Source organism: Streptomyces sp. NPDC047841 (assembly GCF_040704085.1).
GTDB lineage: Bacteria > Actinomycetota > Actinomycetes > Streptomycetales > Streptomycetaceae > Streptomyces > Streptomyces argyrophylli.
This window is the reverse complement of record NZ_JBEYRP010000005.1, coordinates 367,685-393,271: the sequence shown is the minus strand read 5'-3', so window position 1 is coordinate 393,271 and position 25,587 is coordinate 367,685. Positions and strand designations below refer to the sequence as shown.

The window sequence follows — 25,587 nt, the reverse complement described above, 5'->3', positions numbered from 1 at the left end:
TCCTCACGGGTGGTCCGGCTTGCCGGCGCCGTACAGCCAGTCCTTCCAGATCCCGCCGAAGTCCTGGTCCGGGGCCTTCTCCTCGACGTACGCGGTGAAGTCGGCGGTGCTCGCGGTGGCATGGCGGTGGGCGGCGGCCCAGCCCTGGAGGATGGCGTAGAAGGTGTCGTCGCCGACCTTCTGGCGGATCTTCTGCAGGACCATCGCGCCGCGCTCGTAGACCGGGCTGCCCGAGATGTGCGCGGCGTCCGGCTGCTTCGCCGGCGGGAACGCCCAGACGTCCTGGCGGTCGCCCTCGTACAGGCGGGTGAACGTCTCCTGGGCGGTGGGCCCGCCGTGGTCCTCCTGGTACAGCCACTCCGCGTACGTCGCGAAGCCCTCGCCCAGCCACATGTCCCGCCAGGACCGCGGGGTGACCGAGTCGCCGTACCACTGGTGGGCGAGTTCGTGCACGAGGATCGAGGTGTCGAGCTGGTCGGCGGGGAAGACGGGCCGGTTCTGGGTCTCCAGGGCGTAGCCCGCGTCGTGCGGGCGGTCGACGATCGCCCCGGCCGAGGAGAACGGGTACGGCCCGAAGTTGTACTCCTCCCAGTCGAGGATCTCCGGGAGCTTCGCGAGCACCTTCGCGCTCGCCCCGGCCTGGGTGGGGTCGACGGCGGTGAGGACGGGCAGGCCGTGCGGGCCGGTGCTCCGGGTGATGTCGTAGTGGCCGATGGCGACGGTGGCGACGTAGCTCGCCATGGGCTGGCCGGTGTGCCAGTGGTAGGCGGTACGGCCGTCCTTCGTGCTCTGGCCCGTCAACTCGCCGTTGGAGACGGCCTGGAGCCCCTTCGGCACGGTGACCGTGATGTCGTACGTCGCCTTGTCGGAGGGGTGGTGGTTGCCGGGGAACCAGGCCATGGAGCCGACGGGTTCACCGAGGGCGAGGGCGCCGTCGGCGGTGGGCAGCCAGCCCTCCTCGGAGCCGTCGGGGTCGGTGAGGGTGCGCGGGGTGCCCGAGTAGCGGACGGTCGTGCGGAACGTCTCGCCCCGGGCGAGGTCGTCGTGCGGGCGGACGGTGAGTTCCTGGCCGGCGCGGTTCCAGCGGGCGTCCTCGCCCTCGACGGTGACCGAGTCGACGTGCAGCCCCGCGAGATCGAGGTCGAAGGCGGGCAGGTCCCGGGTGGCCCGGGCGGTGATGACGGCCGTGCCGGTGAGCCGGCGAGTGGCCGGGGTGTAGTCCAGGGTGAGGGCGTAGTGGCCGACGTCGTAACCGCCGTTGCCCGCCTTCGGGAAGTACGGGTCGCGCACCCCGGAGCCGCCCGGGGTGCCCCGCACGCCGCCGTCGCACGCGGTGCCGGTGAGGGCGAGGCCGAGGAACGCGGCGAGGACCGGGACAAGGCGCACGGATCTGGACATGCCAGCGATCTTAGGCACGGGGCCCGCCCCGGGCAGGCCCACCGCATCGACGACGAGACCGGGCCGGCGGGGGCCGCTGCGGGAGTCGGGCCGGCAGGGGCTGGTGGCGCGCGGTCGGGGCCGGGCCGGCAGGGCTCGGGGGCCGTGGGGTGGGACCGGGCCGGGTTGTGTCGGGGCGGGAGCCGGGTCGGCGGGACCGTGGCTGCGGAGACGGGCCGGGCCTCGGGCAGAGTTCCGCGAACCTCGGTGAGGCGGGCCGGCAGGGCTCGGGGGACCGGGGCTGGGCCGGGCCGGCGGGGCCGTGGCTTCGGTGGTGGGCCGGGTCGGCGGGGTCGGGTGACCGTGGGCGCGGCTCGGGTGGGGTGGCGTGACACCATCTCCTCCGTGCTCGACATCGGCTACGCCCTCTCCAACCGGTTCCCGGACCCCCCGCAGACCGACTACCGCCGCGCGGACGTCCACGCGCTGCGGCACGACCTGTTCTGCGGGGACGTCTACCTCGCGGACACCGAGTCCGACCGGGAACTGTCCACAGCCTGGGGATGGGTGCCGGTGCTGGACTTCGCGTGGGCGCTGTGCGACATCGTGGAGCGGCTGGACCGGGACCCGATGGGCTCCCGCGCCGCCCGCCCGCAGCGCGCGGAGCTGGACTTCACCGAGTCCACCGACCGCATGCTCTTCGAGCGCCGTTTCGGCTGGGTCGACGTCACCGCCGACTGGGTGCCGGCCGAGGAGTCCCCGCTGGCCTTCTCGCACGCCGAACTCCGCCGCGAGGCCCGCGACTTCCTGCACGACCTGCTCGCGGACCTCACCGACCTCCACGAGGACCTGGCGGAGAACCCGGCGGTCTGGACCCTCCAGGCCCGCTTCCCCCGGGTGCCGTGAAGCGGGCGCGGTGAAGCGGGTGCGGTGAGGAAGGCCCCTCGAATCCGTCGTGAACCGGGGGCCTCCTCGCACGGCTCACACCCGTCAGACGTTCACACCGAAGTCCTGGGCGATGCCCACCAGGCCCGAGGCGTAACCCTGGCCCACCGCGCGGAACTTCCACTCCGCGCCGTTGCGGTACAGCTCGCCGAAGACCATGGCCGTCTCGGTGGCCGCGTCCTCGGACAGGTCGTAGCGCGCGATCTCGGCGCCGCCCGCCTGGTTGACGATGCGGATGTAGGCGTTGCGGACCTGGCCGAAGTTCTGGCCGCGGTTCTCGGCGTCGTAGATGGAGACCGGGAAGACGATCTTCTCGACGTCGGCCGGGAGCGCGGCCAGGTTGACGTTGATCGCCTCGTCGTCGCCGGCGCCCTCGCCCGTGCGGTTGTCGCCCGTGTGGACGATCGAGTTGTCCGGGGTCTGCTTGTTGTTGAAGAAGACGAAGTGGGCGTCCGAGTAGACCCTGCCCTGGCCGTTCACCGCGATGGCGGAGGCGTCCAGGTCGAAGTCCGTGCCGGTCGTGGTGCGGACGTCCCAGCCGAGGCCCACGGTGACGGCGGTCAGGCCCGGAGCCTCCTTGGTGAGCGAGACGTTGCCACCCTTGGACAGGCTTACAGCCATTGTTGGGAGTCCCTTCCTTAGATATCCGTGCGTATCGGTGCACTCTGTGCCGACGAAGCTACCGTCACCGGGGACAACGTCGAGGGGGGTCCCCGTGGTTCCTGATCCCTTTACCTTTTTTACCGAACCGGAAATCCAGGTGACGTGAGGCGGGCCGGGCCGGGAACATGAAAGACATGTCCGGGCCCTACCTCATCCGTGGCTCGGTCTCGCTTCCCGAGGCCGAGCTGATGTGGCGTTTCTCCAGGTCGTCCGGGCCCGGGGGGCAGCACGTCAACACCAGTGACTCGCAGGTCGAGCTGCGCTTCGACCTCGCCCGCACCGAGGCGCTCCCTCCGGTGTGGAAGGAGCGGGCACTGCGGCGGCTGGCCGGCCGCCTCGTCGACGGGGTGGTGTCCGTACGGGCCTCGGAACACCGTTCCCAGTGGCGCAACCGGGAGGCCGCCGCCGTACGCCTCGCCGCGCTCCTCGCGGAGGCCACCGCGCCACCGCCCAAGCCCCGCACGCCGACCCGCATCCCGCGCGGCATCAACGAACGCCGGCTGCGGGAGAAGAAGCAGCGCGCGCAGACCAAGCGGGGCCGTTCGGGCCGGGACTGGGGCTAGCCGGGCCGGAGTCGCGCCCCGTCACGTCTCCCCGCGCCCCGTCTCATCTCCTGTCACATCTCCGCGCTCCCCGTCGTCAAGGTGGTGCAGGAGGACTCGGGACCGCCGGGGACGACGACGGAGAGGCCGCAGCCACCCATGACCGACGACGACTTTCTCGCCGAGCGCTTCGAGGCGCACCGGGGGCACCTGCGGGCCGTCGCCCACCGGATGCTCGGCTCCGCCGCCGAGGCCGAGGACGCCGTCCAGGAGACCTGGTTCCGGCTGAGCCGGTCCGACACCCGCGAGGTGGCGAACCTCGGCGGCTGGCTGACGACCGTCGTCGGCCGGGTCTGCCTCGACATGCTCCGCTCCCGCCGCTCCCGGGGCGAGCAGCCGCTGGAGACCTGGCGGCCGGCGCCCTCCGCCGAACCGGACCCGGTGCGGGACGCCCTGCTCGCCGACTCGGTCGGGCCGGCCCTCCTCGTCGTCCTGGACACGCTCTCCCCGGCCGAGCGGCTCGCCTTCGTGCTGCACGACCTGTTCGGGGTGCCCTTCGAGGAGGTCGGCGGCATCCTGGGCCGCAGCCCGGCCGCGGCCCGGCAGCTCGCCAGCCGGGCCCGGCGCCGGGTGCGGGGCGTGCAGGCGCCGGAGACCGACCTGGCCCGGCAGCGGGAGGTGGTGGACGCCTTCCTGGCCGCCGCGCGGAACGGTGACTTCGACGGGCTGCTGGCGGTGCTCGACCCCGCGGTGGAGGCCCGTAGCGAGGCCGGTGTGAACAGCGGCGCGGCCCGGGTCGCCGCCGCCGCGGCGACCTTCGCCCATCTGGCGCACGTCGCGCGTCCGGTGCTGGTGGACGGCGCGACCGGCCTCGCCGTGTTCGCCGGCGGCCGCCCGGAGCGGGTGCTGGCCTTCACCTTCGCCGCCGGCCGCATCTCGGTGATCGACGTCGTCACCGGGCCCGCCCGGCTGGCGGAGCTGACCGTCGAGGAGCTGTGAACGGGCCCGGCTCAGGCCAGGTCCAGCACCCCCACCGTCTGGCCCCCGCTCGTCTCCCCGTTCTTCCGGAAACCCAGGCGGAGGTAGAACTCCTCGGGGCCGTGCGGGCCGGGATGCCAGCTGACGTACATGCGCTTGCCGCCCCGGCGGCGGATCTCGGCGGCCACGGCGTCGACGGCGAAGCGGCCGTAGCCGTTGCCCTGCTCGTCGGCGGCGATGTTCAGCCGCCACAGCCCGGAGCGGCGCACGCTGCCGTCGCCGTGCCAGTCGATGTCGAAGAAGGCCATCAGGAAGCCGGTCGCGCGTCCGCCGTCGACGATATATAGGCAGGCGCTCCCCGGGTCCGCCACGCAATGAGCGGGCCGGCCCGGCGGGGCCGCGCGGTGCCCGGCTCAGCCCAACTGCCGGTACCGCCCCCGGAAGTACAGCAGCGGGCCCCCCTCGGCGCTCGGCACCCGGGCGGTGAGGACGCGGCCGATGACCAGGGTGTGGTCCCCGGCGGTCACCCGCTGCTCGGTCCGGCACTCCAGCGTGGCCAGCGCGCCGCCGACCAGCGGGGCGCCGGTGACCTCGCCCCGGACGTAGGGGATGTCCTCGAAGAGCAGCCGATCGCTGATGCGGCCCTTCATGGCGAAGCGGCCGGCGATGTGCCGCTGGCTCTCGGTGAGGACCGACACCGCCCACAGCGGCTGCTCGTCGAGCAGGTCGTCCATGCGGGCGCCCGTGCGCAGGCTGACCAGGACCAGGGGCGGGTCGAGGGAGACGGACATGAACGCGGTGGCGGTCATGCCGACGTCCTCCACGCCCGGCGCCTCGGGGTCGTCCGGGTCCAGCGGCGGTTCCTGCGCGGTGACCAGGACCACGCCGGCGGCCAGCCGGGACATCGCGGCCCGGAACTCGTCGTTGCTCACCCCCTCAGCATGCCCGGTAGGCAGGGGGGTCGTGGGGGAGGGAGTCTTCAGCACGCCGGAAACGCTAGTCGCCGCCCCGCGCGGCCCGCATCGGCCCTCCGCCCGAGCCGGGTCCTAGGACCAGCGGCGCACACAGGCGCCAATCGGCCGGATACGCGCATGATGTGAGCACGGGCGCACGCTCTGCGTTCAGGAAACGCACAGGGCAAACGCAGAAACTCCACTCAATTGTTCACGTTCTCCTGTGACTTGAGTCACAAGGGGCAGGAATTGTTGACCCTGTGTACCGAGTGGGCTTCGCGCTGTGATTCAGTGGCGGGGAAGCCACGAAGAGGTTCAGACACAACCCTTGATTCGCTGCGAGGTCTCGGGGGGAGGGTGAGCATGGAGACCGAGTCGGAGCCGTATGTCCGTCTTGCGTCCCTGCGACAGCTGCACCAGGTCATGGCCGACATGAACACGGCACGCAGCCTGGCGGACACACTGCAGACCGTCGCGGACGGCGCCGTGTCCGCCCTCGGCTACGAGATGGCGGCCGTCAACCTGGTACGCCAGGACGGCGATCTCGTGGTCGCCGCCTTCTCCGGCAACTCCGCCGCCGAGGCCCTGATCACCGGCCGGGCCGGCTCGCGGGAGTCCTGGGACCGGCGGCTGGGCATGGGCGAACGCTGGGGCGACCTCGTCTTCATACCGCACACCGAGGGCTGGGTCCTCGACGACGACGACGTCCCCCAGTGGTACACCGACGGGCCCGAGCCGCGCTTCCAGGACGAGTGGCACCCCTCCGACCGGCTCTTCGCGCCCATGTACACCCCCGGCGTGCAGGGCACCACCTGCGGCGAACTGCTCGGCGTCATATCCGTCGACCGGCCGCGCAACGGCCGCCGCCCCGGCGCCTGGGGCCGCGAGGCCCTCCAGATGTACGCCTTCCAGGCCGCCATCGCGATCAGCAACGCCCGCCTGCGCGCCAACATGCAGCGCGCCCTGGTCCGGCTGGAACGCGAGCAGCAGGCCCTGCGCGCCAGCGAGGAATCCTTCCGGCAGGCCTTCGAGTACGCCCCCTCCGGCATGGCCATCGCCGAGATGGGCGGCGACCAGCACGGCCGCATCCTGCGCACCAACGACGCCCTGTGCCGGCTGCTCGGCCGGCCCGCCTCCGCGATGCGCCGCTACTCCTTCGCCGACCTCGTCCACCCCGAGGACGTCGGCACCCTGCTGCGGACCTCCGCGGAGGGCGGCCGGGCGGAACTGCGGCTGGGCCGCCGCGACGGCACCTACGTCTGGGTGTCCCTGCGCAACAGCGTCGTCGCCGACGCCGCCGACGGCCCCCGCTTCCTGCTCACCCACGTCGAGGACATAGAGGAGCGCAAGCGGCGCGAGCTCCAGCTCGCCCACCGCGCCTCCCACGACTCGCTGACCGGCCTGCCCAACTCCGCCGAACTGCGCTCGCGGCTGTCCGCCCGGCTGTGCCGGCGCCCCGCGCACGCCGGCGCGCTGGAGTCCCTGGACGCGGCCTACGGCCACCCCGCCTTCGACGCCCCCGCGGACCACGGCTTCGACTTCACGCCGGGCGCGGAGGGCTTCGACGCCTACGACCACCATGTGCACACCGTCGCCCCCGAGGAAGGCCGCGACGACGGCACCAAGGGCCTCGCGGTCCTCTTCTGCGACCTCGACGGCTTCAAGTCGATCAACGACCGGTTCGGGCACAACGCGGGCGACGCGGTGCTCATCGAGGTCGCGCGGCGGCTGAGCAACGGCGTCCGGGACGGCGACACGGTCGCCCGGCTCGGCGGCGACGAGTTCGTGATCCTCGCCGACGGTCTCGGCCGGGCCGACGCCCAGGACCTCGCCGTACGGCTGCGCAACGAGATCATCCAGCCGATCCGCGCCGAGGGCCGGGCCGTCCGGGTGGGCGCGAGTTTCGGCATCGGCTGGGCGCACTGCGGGATGACGGCGGACGAGGTGCTGAAGTCCGCTGACGAGCGGATGTACGTAGAGAAACGATCTCGTCCCAAACAGCACCGTCGCGCTGGATGATGCGCAGGTCAGCGAGTTGATGCGGTCCGAGTCACCTGTTTGGGCCAGCGAGAGCGGGTAGGCTCGCCATTCCACACCCGTACCGCATCCGACCGCATCTGTTGAGGAGTACCAAGGGATGACGCCCGGCGACAACGGCGCGAGCACGCCCGAGGACGACGACCCGTTCGGCTACCTGTACGCAGACGGCCAGGCCCGGGGAGCCCAGCCGCCGTCCGGCGGTTACGGCTACCCGAACTCGGTCAGCAGGGTGCGCGCGGTCGGCGAGCGCAGCTACGGCGCGCAGCAGGCGACGTACGGCCAGGGCGTCCCCCAGCAGGGCGCCCACGGCCAGCCGAACGCCCACTACCAGGCCCCGGAGACGCTCCCGGGCGGCGCCCCGGCCTCCCACCGCCCCGCGGCCCCCGCGCCCGGCCGTCGCGGCCCCAACACCAAGGGCCTGCTGATCGGCGCGATCGCCGTGGTCGCCGCGGTCGTCATCGGCATCGGCGTCGCGATGATCAACGGCAACACGGGCGACGACAACTCCGGCAACGAGGCCGGCTCCACCCCGACCCAGTCCCAGACCAGCAGCCCGAGCCCGTCGGGCAGCGGTTCGGCGGCCCCGGGCGAGCTGCCGAAGTCGGACGCGAGCGCGCTCCAGCTGGCCGGCGGTGCGACCAAGGCGACGGACGTGCAGGGCGCACGGGCGGCCGGCGGCACCTATGTGGGCGGCCTGAACACGGTGGGCGCCTCGGTGACCTGGACCGTCGACATCCCCGAGGAGGGCGCGTACACCCTCCTCGCGCGGTACAACAACCCGGGTGAGAACCAGTCGATGACCCTCACCGTCAACGGTCAGAAGTACGGCAGCGGGTTCAACTTCGCCAACTGGACGCACCTGTCCGACCCGGCGAAGGCGTGGACCGAGAGCTACGCCTACCCGACGCTGAACAAGGGCTCCAACACCATCTCCCTGTCCTGCCAGCCGGGCGACAAGTGCGACGTCCTCCTGGACCAGCTCTGGCTGAAGAAGGGCAAGGTCGGCCGGGGCTAGGCCGCGCTGACCGCCCCGGTCACCGCCACCCGTTCCCGCAGCTCCTCGTAGGCCGCCCGGTCGAACTCGCCCGCCACGGGGGACCGCACCGTCGCCGCCGACAAGGCGACCGCGCGGGTGAGGCGGTCCGGCCAGGGGAGGTGTTCCGCCAGGCCGGACAGCAGGCCCGCCACCGCCGAGTCGCCCGCGCCGGTGGGGTTGCCGAACTCGGGGGCCGGCGGAGTGGCGCGCCAGCGGCCCTCGGGGGTGACGGCGAGCAGGCCGTCCGGGCCGAGGGAGGCGACCACCGTGCGGGCGCCGCGGCGCCGGGCGTCCTGGGTGGCGCGCAGCGGGTCGTGGGAGCCGGTGAGTTCGGCCAGTTCGTCGGCGTTCGGCTTGATGATGTCCGGGCGGGCCGCGACGCCCCGGCGCAGCGGTTCGCCGCTCGTGTCCAGCAGCACCGGCACACCGGCGGACCGGGCCGTGCGGACCAGGTTCGCGTACGCGCCGACCGGGACCCCCGGGGGCAGGCTGCCGCACAGGGCCACCGCCGAGGCGCCGCCCAGCAGTTCCTCGTAGCGGTCGAGGAAGGCGCCCCACTCGGCCGGCGCGATCTGCGGGCCGGGCTCGTTCAGCTGGGTCGTGTCACCCGCCAGTTCGTCGGCCACGGCTATCGTGCGCCGGGTCGCCCCGGCGACCGGCACCAGCGCGTCCGTCAGTCCGGGCGTGCCGGCCAGCCCGTCGCGTACCGCCCGGCCGGTCCCGCCGCCCGCGAAGCCGGTGACCGTCACCTCGTGGCCGAGCGCGGCCAGCACCCGGGCCACGTTGACGCCCTTGCCGCCGGGCCGTTCGGCCACCTCGGAGACGCGGTGCGAGGCATGCGGCCGCAGCGACCGAACGCGATAGGTGATGTCGAGAGCGGTGTTCAGCGTGACCGTGAGGATCACCCGGGCCGACCTCCCTCGAAGTCCGTGCGGCTGTCTCGGTTTCCGGGGCTTCGATCATGCCAAAGAGACGGCGGCCGGCCCAGTGCGCGGGTCGGCCTCCGTCTCCTCGACACCGGTACGGATCAGGGCAGTTGGGGCGCTACCACCCATTCGCCCTGCCGCATCACGCCCTTCAGCGCGAAGTCCGCGTCCAGCAGGACCAGGTCGGCGTCCTTGCCGGGCTCCAGGGACCCGACGCGGTCGGAGAGGCCGAGCAGCCGGGCCGGGTTGGCCGACAGGGCGGTCACGGCGTCCTCCACCGACAGCTTGTCGACGGTCACCGCCCGCTGGAACGCGCGGTCCAGCGTCAGCGTGGAGCCCGCGATCGAACCGCCCTCCACCAGCCGGGCCACGCCCTCGCTGACCTCGACCTCCAGCGGGCCGAGCATGTAGCGCCCGTCGCCGGTGCCGGCCGCGTCCATCGCGTCGGTGATGAACGCCACCCGCTCGGCGCCCGCGTGATGGAACGCCAGCTCCAGCGCGGCGGGGTGCAGGTGGACGCCGTCGTTGATCAGCTCGACCGTGACCCGCTCGTCCTCCAGCAGGGCGGCGATCGGGCCGGGCGAGCGGTGGTTGAGGGCGGGCATGGCGTTGAAGAGGTGGGTGGCGACGGTGGCGCCCGCGTCGATCGCCGCGGACGTCTGCTCGTAGGAGGCGTCCGTGTGCCCGATCGCCGCGATCACGCCGTGCTCGGCGAGCAGCCGTACGGAGTCGATGCCGCCCGGCAGCTCGGCCGCGAGGGTGACCATCCTCGCCTTGCCGCGCGCCGCGTCGATCAGCTTGCGGACCTCGGCCGGGTCCGGGTCGCGCAGCAGCTTCTCGGAGTGCGCGCCCTTGCGGCACGGCGAGATGAACGGCCCCTCGAAGTGGATGCCCGCGATGTCGCCCTGCTCGGCCAGCTCGCTCAGCAGGCCGGCCTGACGCACCAGCAGGTCCATCTCGTCGGTGACGGTGGAGGCGACGAGGGTGGTGGTGCCGTGGCGGCGGTGCGTGTGGATGGCGGTGAGGATCTGCTCGGCGGTGCCGGAGAAGGAGGCTCCGCCTCCGCCGTGGTTGTGGAGGTCCACGAAGCCGGGGACGAGCCAGTGGCCGGTGACGTCGACGACTTCGGCGCCGGCCGGGGCGGTACCGGCGATGCGCTTGCCGTCGACGGCCACCTGGCCGTTCTTCACCGTTCCGGTGGGGAGCACCACGTTCGCGCCGGTGAGCAGCTGCGGGCCGGTGGGGGTCGGCCGCGCCCCCGACGGGGCGCCGTGCCTGCCCGGAGTTTCCCGCTCGGTTGCCATCAGGTGCTTACCTCCGGAGTCGTAGAAGTGGCTGTCAGCAGGTCCTGCGCGAGCAGCCCCGCGCCCAGGCAGCCGGCCGCGTCGCCCAGCGCCGCCGGGACGATCGCCGGCAGTTTCTGGAAGGTGACCCGGTGCCGGACGGCGTCCCGCAGGGGCTGGAACAACACTTCCCCCGCCTCGGCCAGGCCGCCACCGATGATCAGCGTGCGGGGGTCCAGCAGGGTGAGGGCGGTGACCAGCCCGTCGGCGAGCGCGTCCACCGCCTCCCGCCAGACCCGGACGGCGTTCGGGTCACCGGACGCGACGGCGCGGGCGCAGTCCGCCGCGTCCGCCCCGGGGTCGCCGCAGGCCGCCGCCCAGGCCTCGCTGACGGCGGACGCGGAGGCGTACCGCTCCAGGCAGCCGCGCTGCCCGCAGGGGCAGAGCGTGCCCCCGGGGCGCACGACGATGTGGCCGATCTCGCCCGCGAAGCCGTGCGCGCCGGCCTCGACCCGGCCGTCGATGCCGATGGCACCGGCGATCCCGGTGCCCAGCGGCACGAACAGGAACCGGTCCGCGCCCCGGCCCGCGCCGATGCGGCCCTCCGCGAGGCCGCCGGTGCGGACGTCGTGGCCGAGGGCGACGGGCACCCCGAGCCGGTCGGTGAGCAGGTCCCGCAGCGGGACGTCCCGCCAGCCGAGGTTGGCGGCGTAGACGGCGGTGCCGGTCGTCTCGTCGACGATGCCGGGGACGGCGATGCCGGCCGCTCCGGCGGGCTCGCCGAGGTGCTCGACGCCGTACGCGCGCAGTTCGGCGGCGAAGTCGAGGATGCCCGCGAGCACCGCCTCCGGGCCGCGCTCGCGGCCGGTGGCGCGGCGGGCGCGGTGGAGCAGCCCGCCGTCGTCGCCGACCAGGGCGGCCTTCATCCCGGTACCGCCCACGTCGAGGGCGATGACATGTCTCACCACGGGCCTAGTGTGGCCCTCCCACCCGCGAGAGGTCTAGTCCACTCACGTGGTGTAGACCTTATGTGTCCACATATTGAACCGTCAGACAGCAGGGTTGGGGATTGAGCGTGCGTCGGCGTACGGCAGGAACGATCGCGGTGGTGTCCGCACTGGGCATGACGGCGGTCCTCGGCGGCTGCGGGAGTACGGGCTCCTCCGACGTGACCCTCAGGCTCGTCGCCGCCGACTACGGCGACTCCGCCGCCAACAGCTCCAGGAAGTACTGGGACGCCCTGGTCAAGGAGTACGAGAAGCAGCACCCGGACGTGAAGGTGGAGGTCAGCGTCTACTCCTGGAACGACGTCGACCGCAAGGTCAAGGAGATGGTCGACGCCGGCCACGCCCCGGACATGGCCCAGATCGGCGCCTACGCCGACTACGCCGCCGCCGGCAAGCTCTACCCGGTCTCCGACCTGCTCTCCATACGCACCCAGGCGGACTTCCTCTCCCCGCTCTCCGACGCCGGGCAGTGGAAGCACACGCAGTACGGCATCCCGTTCGCCGCCTCCACGCGCGTGCTCTTCTACAACAAGACCCTGTTCGCCAAGGCCAACCTGACGGCGCCCACCACCTGGGACGAGCTGGCCGCCGACGCCAGGGCGCTCAAGGCGCAGGGCGTGCAGTACCCGTACGCGCTGCCCCTCGGCCCCGAGGAGGCCCAGGCCGAGACCATGCAGTGGCTGCTCAGCGGCGGCAACGGCGGCAGCGGCTACACCGACGACGTCGGCACCTACACCATCGACTCCGCCACGAACGTCGAGACCTTCACCTGGCTCAAGGACGAGCTGGTCGGCAAGGGCCTGACCGGCCCGGTCGCCCCCGGCAAGCTGAACCGGGCCGCCGCGTTCGCCGCGTTCGCCGACGGCCGGGTCGGCATGGTCAACGGCCACCCCACGCTCATCCAGCAGGCGGCCAAGAAGGGCGTGAAGTTCGGCACGGTGCCGATGCCCGGCCGCACCGGCAGGGCCAGGGCCTCCATGGGCGTCGCCGACTGGATGATGGGCTTCAGGCAGAACGGGCACGCCGAGCAGATCGGCGACTTCCTGGACTTCGCCTACAACGAGAAGAACGTCCTCGAGTTCTCCCGCGAGTACGGGCTGCTGCCGGTCACCAGCTCCGCGTCCAACACCATGGCGGCGTCGGACGCCTCCGCCGACAAGGCCCTGCGCCCCTTCCTGGAGCAGCTGCCGACCTCGGAGCTGTACCCCGTCGGCAAGACCTCCTGGGCGGCGGTCAGCGCGGCCGTGAAGCAGAACATCGGCCAGGCGGTCGCCCCCGGCGGCAGCCCCGCCGGTGTCCTGACCCGCCTGCAGTCGGCGGCCCTGGCGGCCGACAGCAGCAGCGTGAACTGAAGCCCGCTGTCGGTGCCCGCCGCTACCGTGGCAGGCATGGAACTGGGCACCCGCGAGCAAGCGGTCCTCGCGCTGGAGCGCCGGGCCTTCCCCGGCCCCGGCGCGAAGGAACGCGCGATACGGGAGGAGCTGGACCTGTCCCCCGTCCGCTACTACCAGCTCCTCAACGCCCTCCTGGACGACGAGCGGGCCCTGGCCCACGACCCGGTGACGGTCAACCGCCTGCGCCGGATCCGCGAGACGAGACGCGCGGAACGCTGACCTTCCGCACGCCCCGGCGGGGGACCGGAGCCGGACCCCGGGGCGTGCGGCGCCGGCCCAGGCGTGAGCCGCCCCGAGCTGGATAGTGTCGCGGTATGGACGCTATGGACGCTCTGCCGACCCCGCGCACCCAAGCCGGCCAGGACGGCCTCGCCGCCCTGCTCGCGCAGCCCCGCACCGCCCTGGTCGGCCTGGACTTCGACGGCACGCTGGCCCCGATCGTCGCCGACCCCGAGCAGGCCCGCGCCCACCCCGGGGCCGTGCCCGCCCTCGCCGCCCTCGCCCCCGAGATCGCCTCCGTCGCCGTGATCACCGGCCGCCCGCCCGAGGTCGCGGTCCGCTACGGCGGCTTCGCCGGCGTCCCCGGCCTGGAGCACCTCACCGTCCTCGGCCACTACGGCGCCGAGCGCTGGGACGCGGCCACCGGCGAGCTGACCGCCCCGCCCCCGCACCCCGGCGTGGCCGCCGCCCGCGCCGAACTGCCGGGCCTGCTGGAGCGCGCCGGAGCGGGGGAGGGCACGTGGATCGAGGAGAAGGGCCGGGCGCTGGCGGTGCACACCCGCCGCGCCCCCGATCCGCGGGCCGCGTTCGAGGCCCTGCGCGCCCCCCTCGCCGACCTCGCCACCCGCCACGGCCTGATCGTCGAGCCCGGCCGGATGGTCCTGGAACTGCGCCCGCCGGGCATGGACAAGGGCGTGGCCCTCCTGGACCACGCCCGCGCCGTCCGGGCCGGCTGTGTCGTCTACGCCGGCGACGACCTGGGCGACCTCCCCGCCTTCGCCGCGATCGAGAAGCTGCGCACCAACGGCGTCCCCGGCCTGCTGGTGTGCAGCGGCAGCACGGAGGTCACGGAACTGGCGGACCGGGCCGATCTGGTGGTCGACGGCCCGGAGGGGGTCGTGGGCCTGCTGCGGGCGCTGGCCGCTCAGCTCGGCCGGGGGTCCAGCGCCGCCAGCTGATCGAGGAACCACCGGGCCGGCGGCAGCGCGGTCGCGGCGGCGGCCAGCCGCTTCGAGCGCTCCGCCCGCGCGTCCGCCGGCAGGCTCAGCGCCTCGTGCAGGGCCCGTGCCGTGCCCGCGATGTCGTACGGGTTCACCACGAAGGCGTCCTCGCCCAGCTCCTCGTACGCCCCCGCCTCCCGCGACAGCACCAGCGCGCAGCCCTCGTCGGAGACGACCGGGACCTCCTTGGCGACCAGGTTCATGCCGTCCCGGATGGGGTTCACCAGCGCCACGTCGGCCAGCCGGTAGGCGGCGAGGGAGCGGGCGAAGTCGTCCTTCACGTGCAGCACGACCGGGGTCCAGCCGGCCGTGCCGTACCGCTCGTTGATCTCGTCCGCGACCCGCCGCACCTCGGCGGTGTACTCCCGGTACACGGCGAGGTCCTGCCGGGACGGGTACGCGAAGGCCACGTGGACGACCTTCTCCCGCCACTCGGGGTGGTCCTCCAGCAGCTGCTCGTAGGCCAGCAGCCCGCGCACGATGTTCTTGGACAGCTCGGTCCGGTCCACCCGGACGATCGTCTTCCGGCCCGCTCCGATCTCCGCCCGCAGCGCCGCCATCCGCTCGTCCACGTCCGGCTCGTGCGCCCGCTCGCGCAGGAAGTCCGCGTCCGCGCCCAGCCCGTGCACCCCGATCCGGGTGCCGGAGGGGATGCCCGGCCCCAGCACCGCGTGGCAGCAGTCCGTGAACGCGTCCGCCCACCGCCGGGTGAGGAACGCCGCCCGGTCCGCGCCCAGGATGCCGCTGAGCAGCTCGGCCGCGATGTCGTCGGGAAGGAGCCGGAAGTAGTCCGGCGGCGCCCACGGGGTGTGCGAGAAGTGGCCGATGCGCAGGTCGGGCCGGAGCTGGCGAAGCATCCGCGGGGCCAGGGCCAGGTGGTAGTCCTGGATCAGCACGGCCGCGCCCTCGGCCGCCTCCTCGGCCAGCGCCTCGGCGAACGCCCGGTTGTAGGCCTCGTACGACGCCCACTGCCGCCGGAAACCGGCGTCGAAGACCGGCTCCAGCGGGGTCTGGTACAGCATGTGGTGGACGAACCAGAGCACCGAGTTGGCGATGCCGTTGTACGCCTCGGCGTGCACGGCCGCGTCGATGTCGAGCATCCGCACGCGCTGCCCGCCGGTCTCCTCGGCCGGCAGCAGCCCGCCGGCCGCGCGCCGGACGGCCGCCCGGTCGCCGTCGCCCAGCGCGGCGCACACCCACACCGAGCCCGCGTCGGAGCCGATGGCGGACAGTCCCGAGACCAGCCCGCCGCCGCCCCGCCGGGCGTGCAGCGAGCCGTCCTCGCCCACCTGATAGGAGACCGGGCCGCGGTTCGACGCGACCAGCACCTGAGCCTTCTGAGCAGCATCGAGCGTGGAAGCCATACGCCTCAACCTAGCCCGGCCCCCAACCGCTCAAACGTACGGCCCGCCCGGCGGACGGACCGTGTACGGCCCGTTCACGCCACCTTGCGCTCGGCGTACTCCGCGATCTCCGCCATGGGCGGCCGCTCCTCGGTGTCCACCGAGTAGGTGCGCGGCTCGAACCCCTCCTCCCCCCGCTCGAACTGGGTCAGCGCGGGCCGGATCAGATGGCCGCGGGCCAGCCGGAGCTGGGCGGTGCGGTAGATCGCGGCGGCCATCCGGCCGAGCGCCTGACCGTCCTGGTGCCGGTGCCTGCGCACGCCCACGTCGACCTGGGCCAGCGCGTCCAGGCCCACCAGGTGCAGCGCGTCCACCAGCATGCCCAGCTCCACGCCGTAGCCGACGGGGAAGGGCAGCTGTTCCAGCAGGGTGCGGCGGGCCGCGTACTCGCCGCCCAGCGGCTGCACGAACCCGGCCAGCCGCGGCCAGTGCATGTTCAGCAGCGGGCGGGCCATGAGCTCGGTGACCCGGCCGCCCTGCCCGGCACTGCCGCCGAGCGGGCGGTCGTACATCGCCTTGACCAGGTCGACGTCCGGGTCGGTGAGCAGCGGGCCGACGATCCCGGAGACGAAGTCGGAGGAGAACTCCCTGAGGTCCGCGTCGATGAAGCAGACGATGTCCCCGCCGGTCACCAGCAGCGACCGCCACAGCACCTCGCCCTTGCCGGGGACGGCCGGGAGGCGCGGCAGGATGGTGTCGCGGTGGACGACCCGGGCGCCGGCGCGCGCGGCGACCTCGGAGGTGCGGTCGGTGGAGCCCGAGTCGACGACCACCAGCTCGTCGACGAGCGGCACCCGCTCCATGAGGTCGCGGCGGACGACCGCGACGATGTCGCCGACGGTCTCCTCCTCGTTGAGCGCGGGCAGCACGACACTGACGGTCTGGCCCGTGCGCTGCTTGGCGGCGAGGATCTGGTGCAGCGGCCGGTCGGCCACGGACCAGGACCGGGTGGTCAGCCAGCGCTCGACTTCTTCCAGCACAGTCTGCGGCTCCTCACTCGTGTCTCGCGGTTCGGACGACTATCTCAACTGTCCCTGCCGTCGGTTACAGTCTTGAACAACGCCGATGACCATCGCATGTCGGGGGTCGCGTGCGTTCCACAACCGCATACCGCTCATCCAGAGGGGCAGAGGGACACGGCCCGGTGAAGCCCCGGCAACCCCCCTGACCGGACTCGTTCGCGCGAGGCTCACGGCCAGGGAAGGTGCCAATTCCGTCTCACGGCGAGGTGCGCCGTGAGGAAGATGAGGAGAAAGGGCCTCGCCTCCATGGCTGTGCAGACAGTTGCCACCACCAGCGAATCCACCGTCGACCTCGGCCCCGCCGCGGCCCTGAGCTGTCGCGAGTGCGGCCACCGGGTGCCGCTCGGCCCGGTCTTCGCCTGCGAGGAGTGCTTCGGCCCGCTGGAGATCGCCTACGACTTCTCCGCCTACGACACCGAGGACCTGCGCCGCCGCATCGAGGCGGGCCCCGCGAACATCTGGCGCTACGCGCCCCTGCTGCCGGTCCCGGCGGACGTCGCCGGCAAGCCGAACATCAACCCCGGCTGGACCAAGCTCGTCAAGGCCGACAACCTGGCCCGCGAGCTGGGCGTGACCGGCGGTCTGTACGTCAAGGACGACTCCGGCAACCCGACCCACTCCTTCAAGGACCGGGTCGTGGCCCAGGCCCTGGAGGCCGCCCGCGCCTTCGGCTTCACCACCCTGTCCTGCTCCTCGACCGGCAACCTGGCCGGCGCCGTCGGCGCCGCCGCCGCCCGCGCCGGCTTGCGCTCCTGCGTGTTCATCCCGCACGACCTGGAGCAGGGCAAGATCGTCATGGCCGCGGTCTACGGCGGTGAACTCGTCGGCATCGAGGGCAACTACGACGACGTGAACCGCTTCTGCTCCGAGCTGATCGGCGACCCGGCCGGCGAGGGCTGGGGCTTCGTCAACGTCAACCTGCGGCCGTACTACGCGGAGGGCTCCAAGACCCTGGCGTACGAGATCTGCGAGCAGCTCGGCTGGCGGCTGCCGGACCAGATCGTGGTCCCGATCGCCTCCGGCTCCCAGCTCACGAAGATCGACAAGGGGCTCCAGGAGCTGATCAAGCTGGGGCTGGTCGAGGACAGGCCGTACAAGATCTTCGGTGCCCAGGCCGAGGGCTGCTCCCCGGTCTCGACCGCCTTCAAGGCCGGCCACGACGTCGTACGGCCCCAGAAGCCGAACACCATCGCCAAGTCGCTGGCCATCGGCAACCCGGCCGACGGGCCGTACGTCCTGGACATCGCGCGCCGCACCGGCGGTGCCGTGGAGGACGTGACGGACGAGCAGGTCGTGGACGCGATCAAGCTGCTCGCGCGGACCGAGGGCATCTTCGCGGAGACCGCCGGCGGCGTGACGGTCGGCGTCACCCGCAAGCTGCTGGAGGCGGGCGTGCTGGACCCGGCGAAGACGACGGTCGTCCTGAACACCGGTGACGGCCTGAAGACCCTGGACGCGGTGGCCGGGACCGGCCTCACCGCCACCATCCGCCCGACCCTGGACTCCTTCCGCGAGGCCGGCCTCGCATGACAGGCCCCGCCGTACCCGTGAACCCGACCGGAGGTCCGACCGCATGAGCGTGACCGTTCGCATCCCCACCATCCTGCGCACCTACACCGGCGGGCAGGCCGAGGTCGCCGCCGAGGGCGCGACGCTCGGCGAGGTCATCGCCGACCTGGAGAAGAACCACACGGGCATCGCCGCGCGCGTCCTGGACGACCAGGGCAAGCTGCGCCGGTTCGTCAACGTGTACGTCAACGACGACGACGTCCGCTTCGAGCAGGGCCTGGACACGGCGACCCCCGAGGGGGCCGGCGTCTCGATCATCCCGGCGGTCGCCGGCGGCTGAGCCGCGGATCCGCCCGCTCATTACCTTCGGTAACCGCGATTACCGGCTGTTCGCCCGATTGCCCCCTCCGTGAGAGAAGCGGAGGGGGCAATTCTGTGTGATTGAGCGCGGTAGAGTTGGGGAACGCGGTCGCGGCCTCCGGGTCGCGGGCCCTGCGTTCCATGCCGCCCGCCCGACAAGAAGTAGCCAAAGTGTGTGGGTTGTCTGCGGCTTTTGTGGCTTTTATGGGGCCCGACTTGCCCTGAATTCCGATGAATTCTCACTACATTCCGGACCGCTCGCGTCCAGAATTCTCGTCCGATTGACCTGTTGCAGACGGCAGTTGGACAGATACATTCAGCCGCGGTCGACGCGTTCCGGCGCACGCCCCCGACCAATTGGGGGGTGAGGTCTGACCCGGGTCCGCGAAGTGTGGATCTGTGCAAGGGCCAGTAATAGGGGAGTTAGGCATGGCTCAGGGCACCGTCAAGTGGTTCAACGCGGAGAAGGGGTACGGCTTCATCGCGGTCGACGGTGGTGCGGACGTCTTCGTCCACTACAGCGCGATTCAGATGGACGGCTACCGCACCCTGGAAGAGGGCCAGCGGGTCGAGTTCGAGATCTCGCAGGGCCAGAAGGGTCCGCAGGCCGACATGGTTCGCGTCACCGCCTGAACGTCTCTTGTCCGAAGGGCCCGCACCTCGCAGAGGGTGCGGGCCCTTCGCCGTGCCCCGGTTCCGCTGTTCGCGTGCGGCTGACGGGGGGCTCCCACCCGCCCAGGCGCTTGCACTCGACCATGCCGAGTGCTAATCATTGGCGTTAGCACTCTGAAGGTGAGAGTGACAGCGAAGGACCGGGTCGGTGAGGCCCGCGGGCCGGGTGGGGCAAGGAACCACGAGGCGCGCGAGCCGTCCGTCGCGGGCGCGGGCGCGGTCCGAAGGAATCACCCCCAGTCCTGGAGGGACCACTTCACATGGCCAAGATCATCGCGTTCGACGAGGAGGCGCGGCGCGGCCTCGAGCGCGGCATGAACCAGCTCGCGGACGCCGTGAAGGTGACGCTCGGCCCCAAGGGCCGCAACGTCGTCCTCGAGAAGAAGTGGGGCGCCCCCACGATCACCAACGATGGTGTCTCCATCGCCAAGGAGATCGAGCTCGAGGACCCGTACGAGAAGATCGGCGCCGAGCTGGTCAAGGAAGTCGCCAAGAAGACGGACGACGTCGCCGGTGACGGTACGACCACCGCGACCGTGCTCGCCCAGGCCCTGGTCAAGGAGGGCCTGCGCAACGTCGCCGCCGGTGCCAACCCGATGGCTCTGAAGCGCGGTATCGAGAAGGCCGTCGAGGCCGTCTCCGCCGCCCTGCTGGAGCAGGCGAAGGACGTCGAGACCAAGGAGCAGATCGCCTCCACCGCGTCCATCTCCGCCGCCGACACCCAGATCGGCGAGCTGATCGCCGAGGCCATGGACAAGGTCGGCAAGGAAGGCGTCATCACCGTCGAGGAGTCCAACACCTTCGGTCTGGAGCTCGAGCTCACCGAGGGCATGCGCTTCGACAAGGGCTACATCTCCGCCTACTTCGCGACCGACATGGAGCGCATGGAGGCGGTGCTGGAGGACCCGTACATCCTCATCGCCAACTCCAAGATCTCCTCGGTCAAGGACCTGCTCCCGCTGCTGGAGAAGGTCATGCAGTCGGGCAAGCCGCTGCTGATCATCGCCGAGGACGTCGAGGGCGAGGCCCTGTCGACCCTGGTCGTCAACAAGATCCGCGGCACCTTCAAGTCCGTCGCCGTCAAGGCCCCGGGCTTCGGTGACCGCCGCAAGGCCATGCTCGGCGACATCGCCATCCTCACGGGCGGCGAGGTCATCTCCGAGGAGGTCGGCCTCAAGCTGGAGAACGCGACCCTGGACCTCCTGGGCCGCGCCCGCAAGGTCGTCATCACCAAGGACGAGACCACCATCGTCGACGGTGCCGGCTCCTCCGAGCAGGTCAACGGCCGTGTGAACCAGATCCGCACCGAGATCGAGAACAGCGACTCGGACTACGACCGCGAGAAGCTGCAGGAGCGCCTGGCGAAGCTCGCCGGCGGTGTCGCGGTCATCAAGGCCGGTGCCGCCACCGAGGTGGAGCTCAAGGAGCGCAAGCACCGCATCGAGGACGCCGTCCGCAACGCGAAGGCGGCCGTCGAGGAGGGCATCGTCGCCGGTGGTGGCGTGGCCCTGCTCCAGGCCTCCCAGGTCTTCGAGAAGCTGGAGCTGGAGGGTGACGAGGCGACCGGCGCCAACGCCGTGCGCATCGCCCTGGAGGCCCCGCTGAAGCAGATCGCCGTCAACGCCGGCCTCGAGGGCGGCGTCGTGGTGGAGAAGGTGCGCAACCTGACCCCGGGTCACGGCCTGAACGCCGCGACCGGCGAGTACGTCGACCTGGTCGCCGAGGGCATCATCGACCCGGCGAAGGTGACCCGTTCCGCGCTGCAGAACGCCGCCTCCATCGCCGCGCTGTTCCTCACCACCGAGGCCGTCATCGCCGACAAGCCGGAGAAGGCCGCGGCCCCGGCCGGCGGCGGCATGCCGGGCGGTGACATGGACTTCTGATCGACCTGACGGCCGATCGCTCGTCCTGCGGACCGAGGGCGGCACTCCCAGCTACCGGCTGGGGGTGCCGCCCTCGGCGTTTCCCGGGACCGGCGGAGAGTGTCCGGTATCACGTGAGCGAAACGGAGACCGGTCCGGTACACGGGCCGGTGGGGTGTTTACTTAAGACGCTGCAACAATGCGTGCGCACATACCAACCGGTTCACCCCGTCGACTCACGAGGAGCCCCCCACGTGACCGTGACCACGCCCGCCGCCTCGCGCGCGGCCCGCGTCCTGTCCCGCCCCGTCAGGCTGAACGGCCTCACCGTCCCGAACCGCATCGTGATGGCGCCCATGACCCGCATGTTCTCGCCGGGCGGCGTCCCGGGCGAGGACGTCCGCTCGTACTACGCCCGCCGGGCCGCCGCCGGTGTCGGCCTCATCGTCACCGAGGGCACGTACGTCGGCCACGAGTCGGCCGGCAACAGCGCGCGCGTCCCGCGCTTCCACGGCGAGGAGCAGCTGGCGGGCTGGGCGAAGGTCGCCGAGGACGTGCACGCGGCCGGCGGCACGATCGTCCCGCAGCTGTGGCACATCGGCATGGTCCGCAAGCAGGGCGACGCCCCCTTCCCGGACGCGCCCGCCGTCGGCCCCTCCGGCCTGGAGGCCGCCGGCGCCGAGCCCACCGGCAAGGCGATGACGCAGTCGGACGTGGACGACGTCGTCGCCGCGTTCGCCGAGGCCGCTGCCGCCGCCGAGCGCATCGGCTTCGACGGCGTGGAGCTCCACGGCGCCCACGGCTACCTCCTCGACCAGTTCCTGTGGGCGGGCACCAACCGCCGCACCGACGCGTACGGCGGCGACCCGGTGGCCCGCACCCGGTTCTCCGCCGAGATCGTCGCCGCCGTGCGGGCGGCGGTGTCGCCGGACTTCCCGGTCCTCTTCCGCTACTCGCAGTGGAAGCAGCAGGACTACACCGCCCGGCTCGCCGAGACCCCCGAGGAGCTGGAGGCCATCCTCACCCCGCTCGCGGAGGCCGGCGTCGACGCCTTCCACGCCTCCACCCGCCGCTACTGGCTGCCCGAGTTCGACGGCTCCGACCTGAACCTGGCCGGCTGGACGAAGAAGCTCACCGGCAAGCCCGTCATCTCCGTCGGCTCGGTCGGCCTCGACGGCGACTTCATCAACGCCTTCCAGGGCGAGGGCTCCCCGGTCAAGGGCATCGACAACCTCCTGGACCGCCTGGAGGCGGACGAGTTCGACCTGGTGGCCGTCGGCCGCGCGCTGCTCCAGGACCCCGAGTGGGCGGCCAAGGTGCTCTCCGACCGCTTCGACGAGCTGAAGCCGTACGACGCGGCGGCCCTGAAGACCCTGAGCTGACCGGGGTCCCCCCGGGGGGCGCCGGGGGCTAGAGGTTGCCCATCGGCTCGATGTCGACCCGCACCGGCGTCCCCCACACCCGCAGCACCTCGTAGTCGGTGAACTCGTGCACGAGCCGGTACGCCAGGGCGGGCCGGGAGCCGCGCCGCTGGGCGGCGAGGTACGCCTCCGCCTCGCGCCGGTCCCGCCTCGGCGTCCCGCACAGCTGCCACTCCTGGCCGTTCCACAGCTCCGGCAGCCACCGCTGCTGCGCCTGCGGCCGGTCACCGCGCACGCCGTACCGGGAGGGGGCGGTGGGCACCGGCTCGCCCGGCCGGGGCCTGCCGCCCTGGAACTCCGACCGCCGGGCGGCCCGGCGCCGGGTCTCGCACAGCAGGCACAGGTCGGGCGCGCTCTCGTCCACCGGTCCCTGCGGGTGCTCCGGGCAGCGGGTGGCGGGCGCGGCGGTGGTCACGGTGTCGTCCAGCAGGTCGAGGGCCCGCCGCAGGTCGTCCTTGATCTCGTGCAGCCGGGCGTCGGGCGTGTCGGCGGTCAGGGCGTCCCCGTGCTCCCCGAGCAGCCGGAGAGCCCGTCCGAGGGCGGTGAGCTGGGCGTGATTCATGTCGGTGGGTGCCTCCTTGCCTCCATGGTGCCCTGACCGCGCGGTCCGTCAGCGTGCCGCGTGGCCCAGCGCCGTGCGCAGATGGCCGCCGGACTCCGCCAGCAGGCGGGCCGCCGTCGGGCCGTCCACGCCGGCGAGGAGGGCCAGGATCGCGTGCTTCACCTCGCCGCCGGTCTGAGTGAGGGCCTTCTCGATGTCGGCGTCGCTCGCTCCGGTGGCCAGGGAGACGATCCGGTGGGAGCGGGCCCGGAGCTTGTCGTTGGAGGCGCGCACGTCGACCATCAGGTTCCCGTACGTCTTGCCGAGCCGGATCATCGTGATCGTCGAGAGCATGTTCAGCACCAGCTTCTGGGCCGTGCCCGCCTTCAGCCGGGTGGAACCGGTGATCAGCTCCGGCCCCACGACGACCTCGATGGGGTGCTCGGCCGCGGCGGCCAGCGCGCTGCCCGCGTTGCAGGCCAGGCCGATGGTCAGCGCACCGAGCGCGCGGGCGTGCTCGACGGCGCCGACGGCGTACGGGGTGCGGCCGGAGGCGGAGACGCCGACCACGGTGTCGTCCGGGGTGAGCTTCAGCGCGTCCAGGTCCCGGCGGGCCAGCTCCGCTGAGTCCTCCGCGCCCTCGACCGAGGTGACCATGGCCGCGGGACCGCCCGCGATCAGGCCGACGACCCGCTCGGGGTCGGTGTTGAAGGTGGGCGGGCACTCGGAGGCGTCCAGCACGCCCAGCCGGCCGGCGGTCCCGGCACCGGCGTAGACGAGCCGCCCGCCGCGGCCCATGCGCGCGGCGACCGCGTCGACGGCGGCGGCGATCCGGGGCAGCTGCGTCGCCACGGCGGCGGGCACGCCCGCGTCCTCGCCGTTCATCAGCCGCGCGATGTCGAGGGTGGGCAACCGGTCGATCTCGGCGAGTTCCGGGCGGAAGGCCTCGGTGGTCAGCGAGGCCAGCTGGTCGCGCAGGTCGAGGGAGGTCATGTCGTGCGAGGTCGTGTCGCGAGAGGTCATAGGGGGCGGCTCTCTCCGGTGACGTGTGAGGGGGGTGAACCTGGTGCGGTTCCTTCCTACCCCCTAGCGCGAACCGCTCCGGTGCCGGTGCGCCAACGCCTCGTAGGAGGCGGCCAGCGCGGGCGCCGCCGTCTCGTACGTCCGCTGCGCCACTCCCACGAACAGACAGTCCACGACCAGCAGCTGGCTCGTCCGGGAGGACATCGCGGCGGGCCGCAGCTCCGTCTCCCGTGACGTCGACGTCGTCAGCACGAGGTCGGCGTACTGCGTGACCGGCGAGTCCGGCCGCCCGGTGATGGCCACCGTCGTCGCCCCCCGCTCGAAGGCCACCCGGAGCGGTTCGATGACGTCCCCGGTGGACCCGGAGTGCGTGATCGCGAGGGCCACGTCACCCGAACGGAGCTGCACCGCGTTGGTCACCGCGAGGTGCGGGTCGCTGTGCGCGTGGGCTATGAGCCCTATCCGCAGCAGCTTCTGGGTGAGGTCCTGGGCGACCAGCCCGGACGCCCCTATGCCGTACACGTCGGTGCGCCGGGCGGCGGCCAGCGCCGTGACGGCCGCGCCGAGCTGGACGGTGTCGAGTCCGGCGGCGGTGTCGGCGAGGGTCTGCTGCTCCTCGTAGGCGAGCTTGGTGACGACGTCGGCGATGGGGTCGTCCACCGCGATGTCCGTCGTGATCGCGGGCGCGCGCCCGGACTGCTGCTGGGCGGCGAGCCCGGCGAGGGCGAGGCGCAGGTCGCGGTAGCCCGGATAGCCGAGCAGCCGGGCGGTGCGGACGACCGTCGCCTCGCTGGTGCCGGTGAGTTCGGCGAGGCCCGTGACCGTGAGGGCGGCGCAGCCGGCCGGGTCACCGGCGACGGCCTCGGCGACGCGCTGCATGGACCGGGTCATGGACGGGGCGAGCGTGCGCACCTTGGCGGCGAGTGATCCGCCCGGACTGCCGAAAATTTCCTTCACGTCCTGGGTCACTCCTGAAAGATATTTTCGGTTCGGTGTCCTGGTCAAGAGTGCGCACAATGGGGGCATGGACCCCATCAGCCCCCTGGAGCAGTCACTGCACGCGGCCCGCGCCCTCGTGCTCGCGGATCTCGTCGCGGGAGACGTCGCGGAGGCCGACGTCGTCTCCCTGGTGGAGGACTCCATCGCCCAGCGGCGCTGGTGGGTCGAGCAGTGGCCGGACGGCGCCGCCTTCGTGGCCGGGCTGGTCGCCCAGGACGTGCAGGACGCGCTGCTGGAGCGGTACGGCCGCTGGCCGCTGTGCCCGGTCTGCGGCTCGGGCGACCCGCACGCGCTGGACGTGGAGCCGGAACTGGGCCCCGATCCGCACTGGGTGTGCCACAAGGCCGGCGTGAAGGTCTCGCCGGTGGGCTCGCTGGGGCCGGCCCTGCGCGGGACGACGTCCTCCTGAGG

The 25,587-nt window shown here is 72.6% G+C and carries 25 protein-coding genes, 1 pseudogene and 1 riboswitch; of the genes and pseudogenes, 14 read left to right on the top strand and 12 right to left on the bottom strand.

Features of this window, described 5'->3' with window-relative positions:
* Nucleotides 1-3: 3 nt before the first annotated feature.
* The gene (locus AB0947_RS10530; RefSeq protein WP_366749908.1) at nt 4-1,398 is read right to left on the bottom strand and encodes a M1 family metallopeptidase; all 1,395 of its coding nucleotides are present in this window, start codon (nt 1,396-1,398) and stop codon (nt 4-6) included.
* Nucleotides 1,399-1,782: 384 nt separating this feature from the next.
* On the opposite strand from AB0947_RS10530, the gene AB0947_RS10525 reads away from it, so the two are divergent.
* Complete coding sequence (locus tag AB0947_RS10525) at nt 1,783-2,283, top strand: hypothetical protein (protein WP_366749907.1); 501 nt, start codon at nt 1,783-1,785, stop codon at nt 2,281-2,283.
* An 84-nt stretch (nt 2,284-2,367) separates the two neighbouring features.
* On the opposite strand, the gene AB0947_RS10520 is transcribed toward AB0947_RS10525, so the two are convergent.
* Nucleotides 2,368-2,943: a TerD family protein gene (locus AB0947_RS10520; RefSeq protein ID WP_366749906.1), complete on the bottom strand. Its 576-nt coding sequence runs from the start codon at nt 2,941-2,943 to the stop codon at nt 2,368-2,370.
* Nucleotides 2,944-3,110: 167 nt separating this feature from the next.
* Here AB0947_RS10520 and arfB point away from each other — a divergent pair, with 167 nt between their 5' ends.
* Both arfB and AB0947_RS10510 read left to right on the top strand, forming a co-directional pair.
* A complete protein-coding gene (arfB, locus tag AB0947_RS10515) occupies nt 3,111-3,548 on the top strand; it encodes an alternative ribosome rescue aminoacyl-tRNA hydrolase ArfB (protein WP_366749905.1) in 438 nt (145 codons plus the stop codon).
* 138 nt (nt 3,549-3,686) lie between these two features.
* Complete coding sequence (locus AB0947_RS10510; protein ID WP_366749904.1) at nt 3,687-4,526, top strand: sigma-70 family RNA polymerase sigma factor; 840 nt, start codon at nt 3,687-3,689, stop codon at nt 4,524-4,526.
* An 11-nt stretch (nt 4,527-4,537) separates the two neighbouring features.
* Here the strand turns inward: AB0947_RS10510 and AB0947_RS10505 are convergent.
* Together AB0947_RS10505 and AB0947_RS10500 are read right to left on the bottom strand one after the other, a co-directional pair.
* Nucleotides 4,538-4,846: pseudogene (locus AB0947_RS10505) on the bottom strand (GNAT family N-acetyltransferase); the annotation flags it as partial.
* 72 nt (nt 4,847-4,918) lie between these two features.
* Entirely contained in the window at nt 4,919-5,491 is a 573-nt protein-coding gene (locus AB0947_RS10500) for a flavin reductase family protein (RefSeq protein ID WP_366749903.1), read from the bottom strand.
* A gap of 330 nt (nt 5,492-5,821) precedes the next feature.
* Here AB0947_RS10500 and cdgB point away from each other — a divergent pair, with 330 nt between their 5' ends.
* The gene (gene cdgB, locus AB0947_RS10495; RefSeq protein ID WP_366749902.1) at nt 5,822-7,477 is read left to right on the top strand and encodes a diguanylate cyclase CdgB; all 1,656 of its coding nucleotides are present in this window, start codon (nt 5,822-5,824) and stop codon (nt 7,475-7,477) included.
* A gap of 118 nt (nt 7,478-7,595) precedes the next feature.
* Nucleotides 7,596-8,513: a CBM35 domain-containing protein gene (locus AB0947_RS10490; protein ID WP_366749901.1), complete on the top strand. Its 918-nt coding sequence runs from the start codon at nt 7,596-7,598 to the stop codon at nt 8,511-8,513.
* Here AB0947_RS10490 and AB0947_RS10485 read toward each other — a convergent pair.
* The 3 genes from AB0947_RS10485 to AB0947_RS10475 all read right to left on the bottom strand — a co-directional run bounded on the left by AB0947_RS10485 (nt 8,510) and on the right by AB0947_RS10475 (nt 11,708).
* Nucleotides 8,510-9,439, bottom strand: a complete 930-nt coding sequence (locus AB0947_RS10485; RefSeq protein ID WP_366749900.1) for a 1-phosphofructokinase family hexose kinase — start codon at nt 9,437-9,439, stop codon at nt 8,510-8,512. The two genes, AB0947_RS10490 and AB0947_RS10485, sit on opposite strands and share 4 nt — an antisense overlap.
* Before the next feature lie 122 nt (nt 9,440-9,561).
* Nucleotides 9,562-10,689, bottom strand: coding sequence for an N-acetylglucosamine-6-phosphate deacetylase (gene nagA / locus AB0947_RS10480; RefSeq protein WP_366749961.1), 1,128 nt, complete (start codon nt 10,687-10,689; stop codon nt 9,562-9,564).
* A 74-nt stretch (nt 10,690-10,763) separates the two neighbouring features.
* Nucleotides 10,764-11,708, bottom strand: coding sequence for an ROK family protein (locus AB0947_RS10475; RefSeq protein WP_366749960.1), 945 nt, complete (start codon nt 11,706-11,708; stop codon nt 10,764-10,766).
* Between the two features lie 140 nt (nt 11,709-11,848).
* Between AB0947_RS10475 and AB0947_RS10470 the strand changes: the two genes are divergently transcribed.
* The 3 genes from AB0947_RS10470 to otsB all read left to right on the top strand — a co-directional run bounded on the left by AB0947_RS10470 (nt 11,849) and on the right by otsB (nt 14,322).
* Nucleotides 11,849-13,102 (top strand): extracellular solute-binding protein, encoded by a 1,254-nt coding sequence (locus AB0947_RS10470; protein ID WP_366749899.1) that lies wholly within the window; start codon nt 11,849-11,851, stop codon nt 13,100-13,102.
* Nucleotides 13,103-13,138: 36 nt separating this feature from the next.
* Nucleotides 13,139-13,363, top strand: a complete 225-nt coding sequence (locus AB0947_RS10465) for a DUF3263 domain-containing protein (protein ID WP_366749898.1) — start codon at nt 13,139-13,141, stop codon at nt 13,361-13,363.
* A 95-nt stretch (nt 13,364-13,458) separates the two neighbouring features.
* Complete coding sequence (gene otsB, locus AB0947_RS10460) at nt 13,459-14,322, top strand: trehalose-phosphatase (protein WP_366749897.1); 864 nt, start codon at nt 13,459-13,461, stop codon at nt 14,320-14,322.
* Here otsB and AB0947_RS10455 read toward each other — a convergent pair.
* On the bottom strand, nt 14,289-15,728 hold the full coding sequence (locus tag AB0947_RS10455) for a trehalose-6-phosphate synthase (protein WP_366749896.1): 1,440 nt from the start codon (nt 15,726-15,728) through the stop codon (nt 14,289-14,291). The two genes, otsB and AB0947_RS10455, sit on opposite strands and share 34 nt — an antisense overlap.
* A 74-nt stretch (nt 15,729-15,802) precedes the next feature.
* Nucleotides 15,803-16,747: a glucosyl-3-phosphoglycerate synthase gene (locus AB0947_RS10450; protein ID WP_366749895.1), complete on the bottom strand. Its 945-nt coding sequence runs from the start codon at nt 16,745-16,747 to the stop codon at nt 15,803-15,805.
* Between the two features lie 131 nt (nt 16,748-16,878).
* Nucleotides 16,879-17,018: riboswitch (SAM riboswitch) on the top strand.
* A gap of 17 nt (nt 17,019-17,035) precedes the next feature.
* Here AB0947_RS10450 and thrC point away from each other — a divergent pair.
* The 5 genes from thrC (at nt 17,036) to AB0947_RS10425 (ending at nt 22,574) form a co-directional block, all read left to right on the top strand.
* Nucleotides 17,036-18,319 (top strand): threonine synthase, encoded by a 1,284-nt coding sequence (gene thrC, locus AB0947_RS10445; protein WP_366749894.1) that lies wholly within the window; start codon nt 17,036-17,038, stop codon nt 18,317-18,319.
* 43 nt (nt 18,320-18,362) lie between these two features.
* A complete protein-coding gene (locus AB0947_RS10440; protein ID WP_030341971.1) occupies nt 18,363-18,638 on the top strand; it encodes a ubiquitin-like small modifier protein 1 in 276 nt (91 codons plus the stop codon).
* Nucleotides 18,639-19,087: 449 nt separating this feature from the next.
* The gene (locus AB0947_RS10435) at nt 19,088-19,291 is read left to right on the top strand and encodes a cold-shock protein (protein WP_004986573.1); all 204 of its coding nucleotides are present in this window, start codon (nt 19,088-19,090) and stop codon (nt 19,289-19,291) included.
* A 299-nt stretch (nt 19,292-19,590) separates the two neighbouring features.
* On the top strand, nt 19,591-21,213 hold the full coding sequence (groL, locus tag AB0947_RS10430) for a chaperonin GroEL (protein WP_366749893.1): 1,623 nt from the start codon (nt 19,591-19,593) through the stop codon (nt 21,211-21,213).
* A gap of 233 nt (nt 21,214-21,446) precedes the next feature.
* Nucleotides 21,447-22,574 (top strand): NADH:flavin oxidoreductase, encoded by a 1,128-nt coding sequence (locus AB0947_RS10425; protein WP_366749892.1) that lies wholly within the window; start codon nt 21,447-21,449, stop codon nt 22,572-22,574.
* Between the two features lie 28 nt (nt 22,575-22,602).
* Here AB0947_RS10425 and AB0947_RS10420 read toward each other — a convergent pair whose 3' ends face one another.
* The 3 genes from AB0947_RS10420 to AB0947_RS10410 form a co-directional block, all read right to left on the bottom strand.
* Nucleotides 22,603-23,175 (bottom strand): hypothetical protein, encoded by a 573-nt coding sequence (locus AB0947_RS10420; RefSeq protein WP_171155172.1) that lies wholly within the window; start codon nt 23,173-23,175, stop codon nt 22,603-22,605.
* 48 nt (nt 23,176-23,223) lie between these two features.
* Nucleotides 23,224-24,147: an N-acetylmuramic acid 6-phosphate etherase gene (murQ, locus tag AB0947_RS10415; RefSeq protein ID WP_366749959.1), complete on the bottom strand. Its 924-nt coding sequence runs from the start codon at nt 24,145-24,147 to the stop codon at nt 23,224-23,226.
* 93 nt (nt 24,148-24,240) lie between these two features.
* A complete protein-coding gene (locus AB0947_RS10410) occupies nt 24,241-25,146 on the bottom strand; it encodes a MurR/RpiR family transcriptional regulator (RefSeq protein WP_365711072.1) in 906 nt (301 codons plus the stop codon).
* 55 nt (nt 25,147-25,201) lie between these two features.
* Between AB0947_RS10410 and AB0947_RS10405 the strand changes: the two genes are divergently transcribed.
* Nucleotides 25,202-25,585, top strand: a complete 384-nt coding sequence (locus AB0947_RS10405; RefSeq protein WP_366749891.1) for a hypothetical protein — start codon at nt 25,202-25,204, stop codon at nt 25,583-25,585.
* Nucleotides 25,586-25,587: the final 2 nt, after the last annotated feature.

Coding starts and splice junctions, on each gene's coding strand:
- AB0947_RS10530 (WP_366749908.1), bottom strand. CDS start 1,398: ATGTCCAGATCCGTGCGCCTTGTCCCGGTCCTCGCCGCGTTCCTCGGC.
- AB0947_RS10440 (WP_030341971.1), top strand. CDS start 18,363: ATGAGCGTGACCGTTCGCATCCCCACCATCCTGCGCACCTACACCGGC.
- AB0947_RS10490 (WP_366749901.1), top strand. CDS start 7,596: ATGACGCCCGGCGACAACGGCGCGAGCACGCCCGAGGACGACGACCCG.
- thrC (WP_366749894.1), top strand. CDS start 17,036: ATGGCTGTGCAGACAGTTGCCACCACCAGCGAATCCACCGTCGACCTC.
- AB0947_RS10405 (WP_366749891.1), top strand. CDS start 25,202: ATGGACCCCATCAGCCCCCTGGAGCAGTCACTGCACGCGGCCCGCGCC.
- arfB (WP_366749905.1), top strand. CDS start 3,111: ATGAAAGACATGTCCGGGCCCTACCTCATCCGTGGCTCGGTCTCGCTT.
- otsB (WP_366749897.1), top strand. CDS start 13,459: ATGGACGCTATGGACGCTCTGCCGACCCCGCGCACCCAAGCCGGCCAG.
- groL (WP_366749893.1), top strand. CDS start 19,591: ATGGCCAAGATCATCGCGTTCGACGAGGAGGCGCGGCGCGGCCTCGAG.
- AB0947_RS10465 (WP_366749898.1), top strand. CDS start 13,139: ATGGAACTGGGCACCCGCGAGCAAGCGGTCCTCGCGCTGGAGCGCCGG.
- AB0947_RS10420 (WP_171155172.1), bottom strand. CDS start 23,175: ATGAATCACGCCCAGCTCACCGCCCTCGGACGGGCTCTCCGGCTGCTC.
- murQ (WP_366749959.1), bottom strand. CDS start 24,147: ATGACCTCCCTCGACCTGCGCGACCAGCTGGCCTCGCTGACCACCGAG.
- cdgB (WP_366749902.1), top strand. CDS start 5,822: ATGGAGACCGAGTCGGAGCCGTATGTCCGTCTTGCGTCCCTGCGACAG.
- AB0947_RS10520 (WP_366749906.1), bottom strand. CDS start 2,943: ATGGCTGTAAGCCTGTCCAAGGGTGGCAACGTCTCGCTCACCAAGGAG.
- AB0947_RS10455 (WP_366749896.1), bottom strand. CDS start 15,728: ATGGCTTCCACGCTCGATGCTGCTCAGAAGGCTCAGGTGCTGGTCGCG.
- AB0947_RS10510 (WP_366749904.1), top strand. CDS start 3,687: ATGACCGACGACGACTTTCTCGCCGAGCGCTTCGAGGCGCACCGGGGG.
- AB0947_RS10435 (WP_004986573.1), top strand. CDS start 19,088: ATGGCTCAGGGCACCGTCAAGTGGTTCAACGCGGAGAAGGGGTACGGC.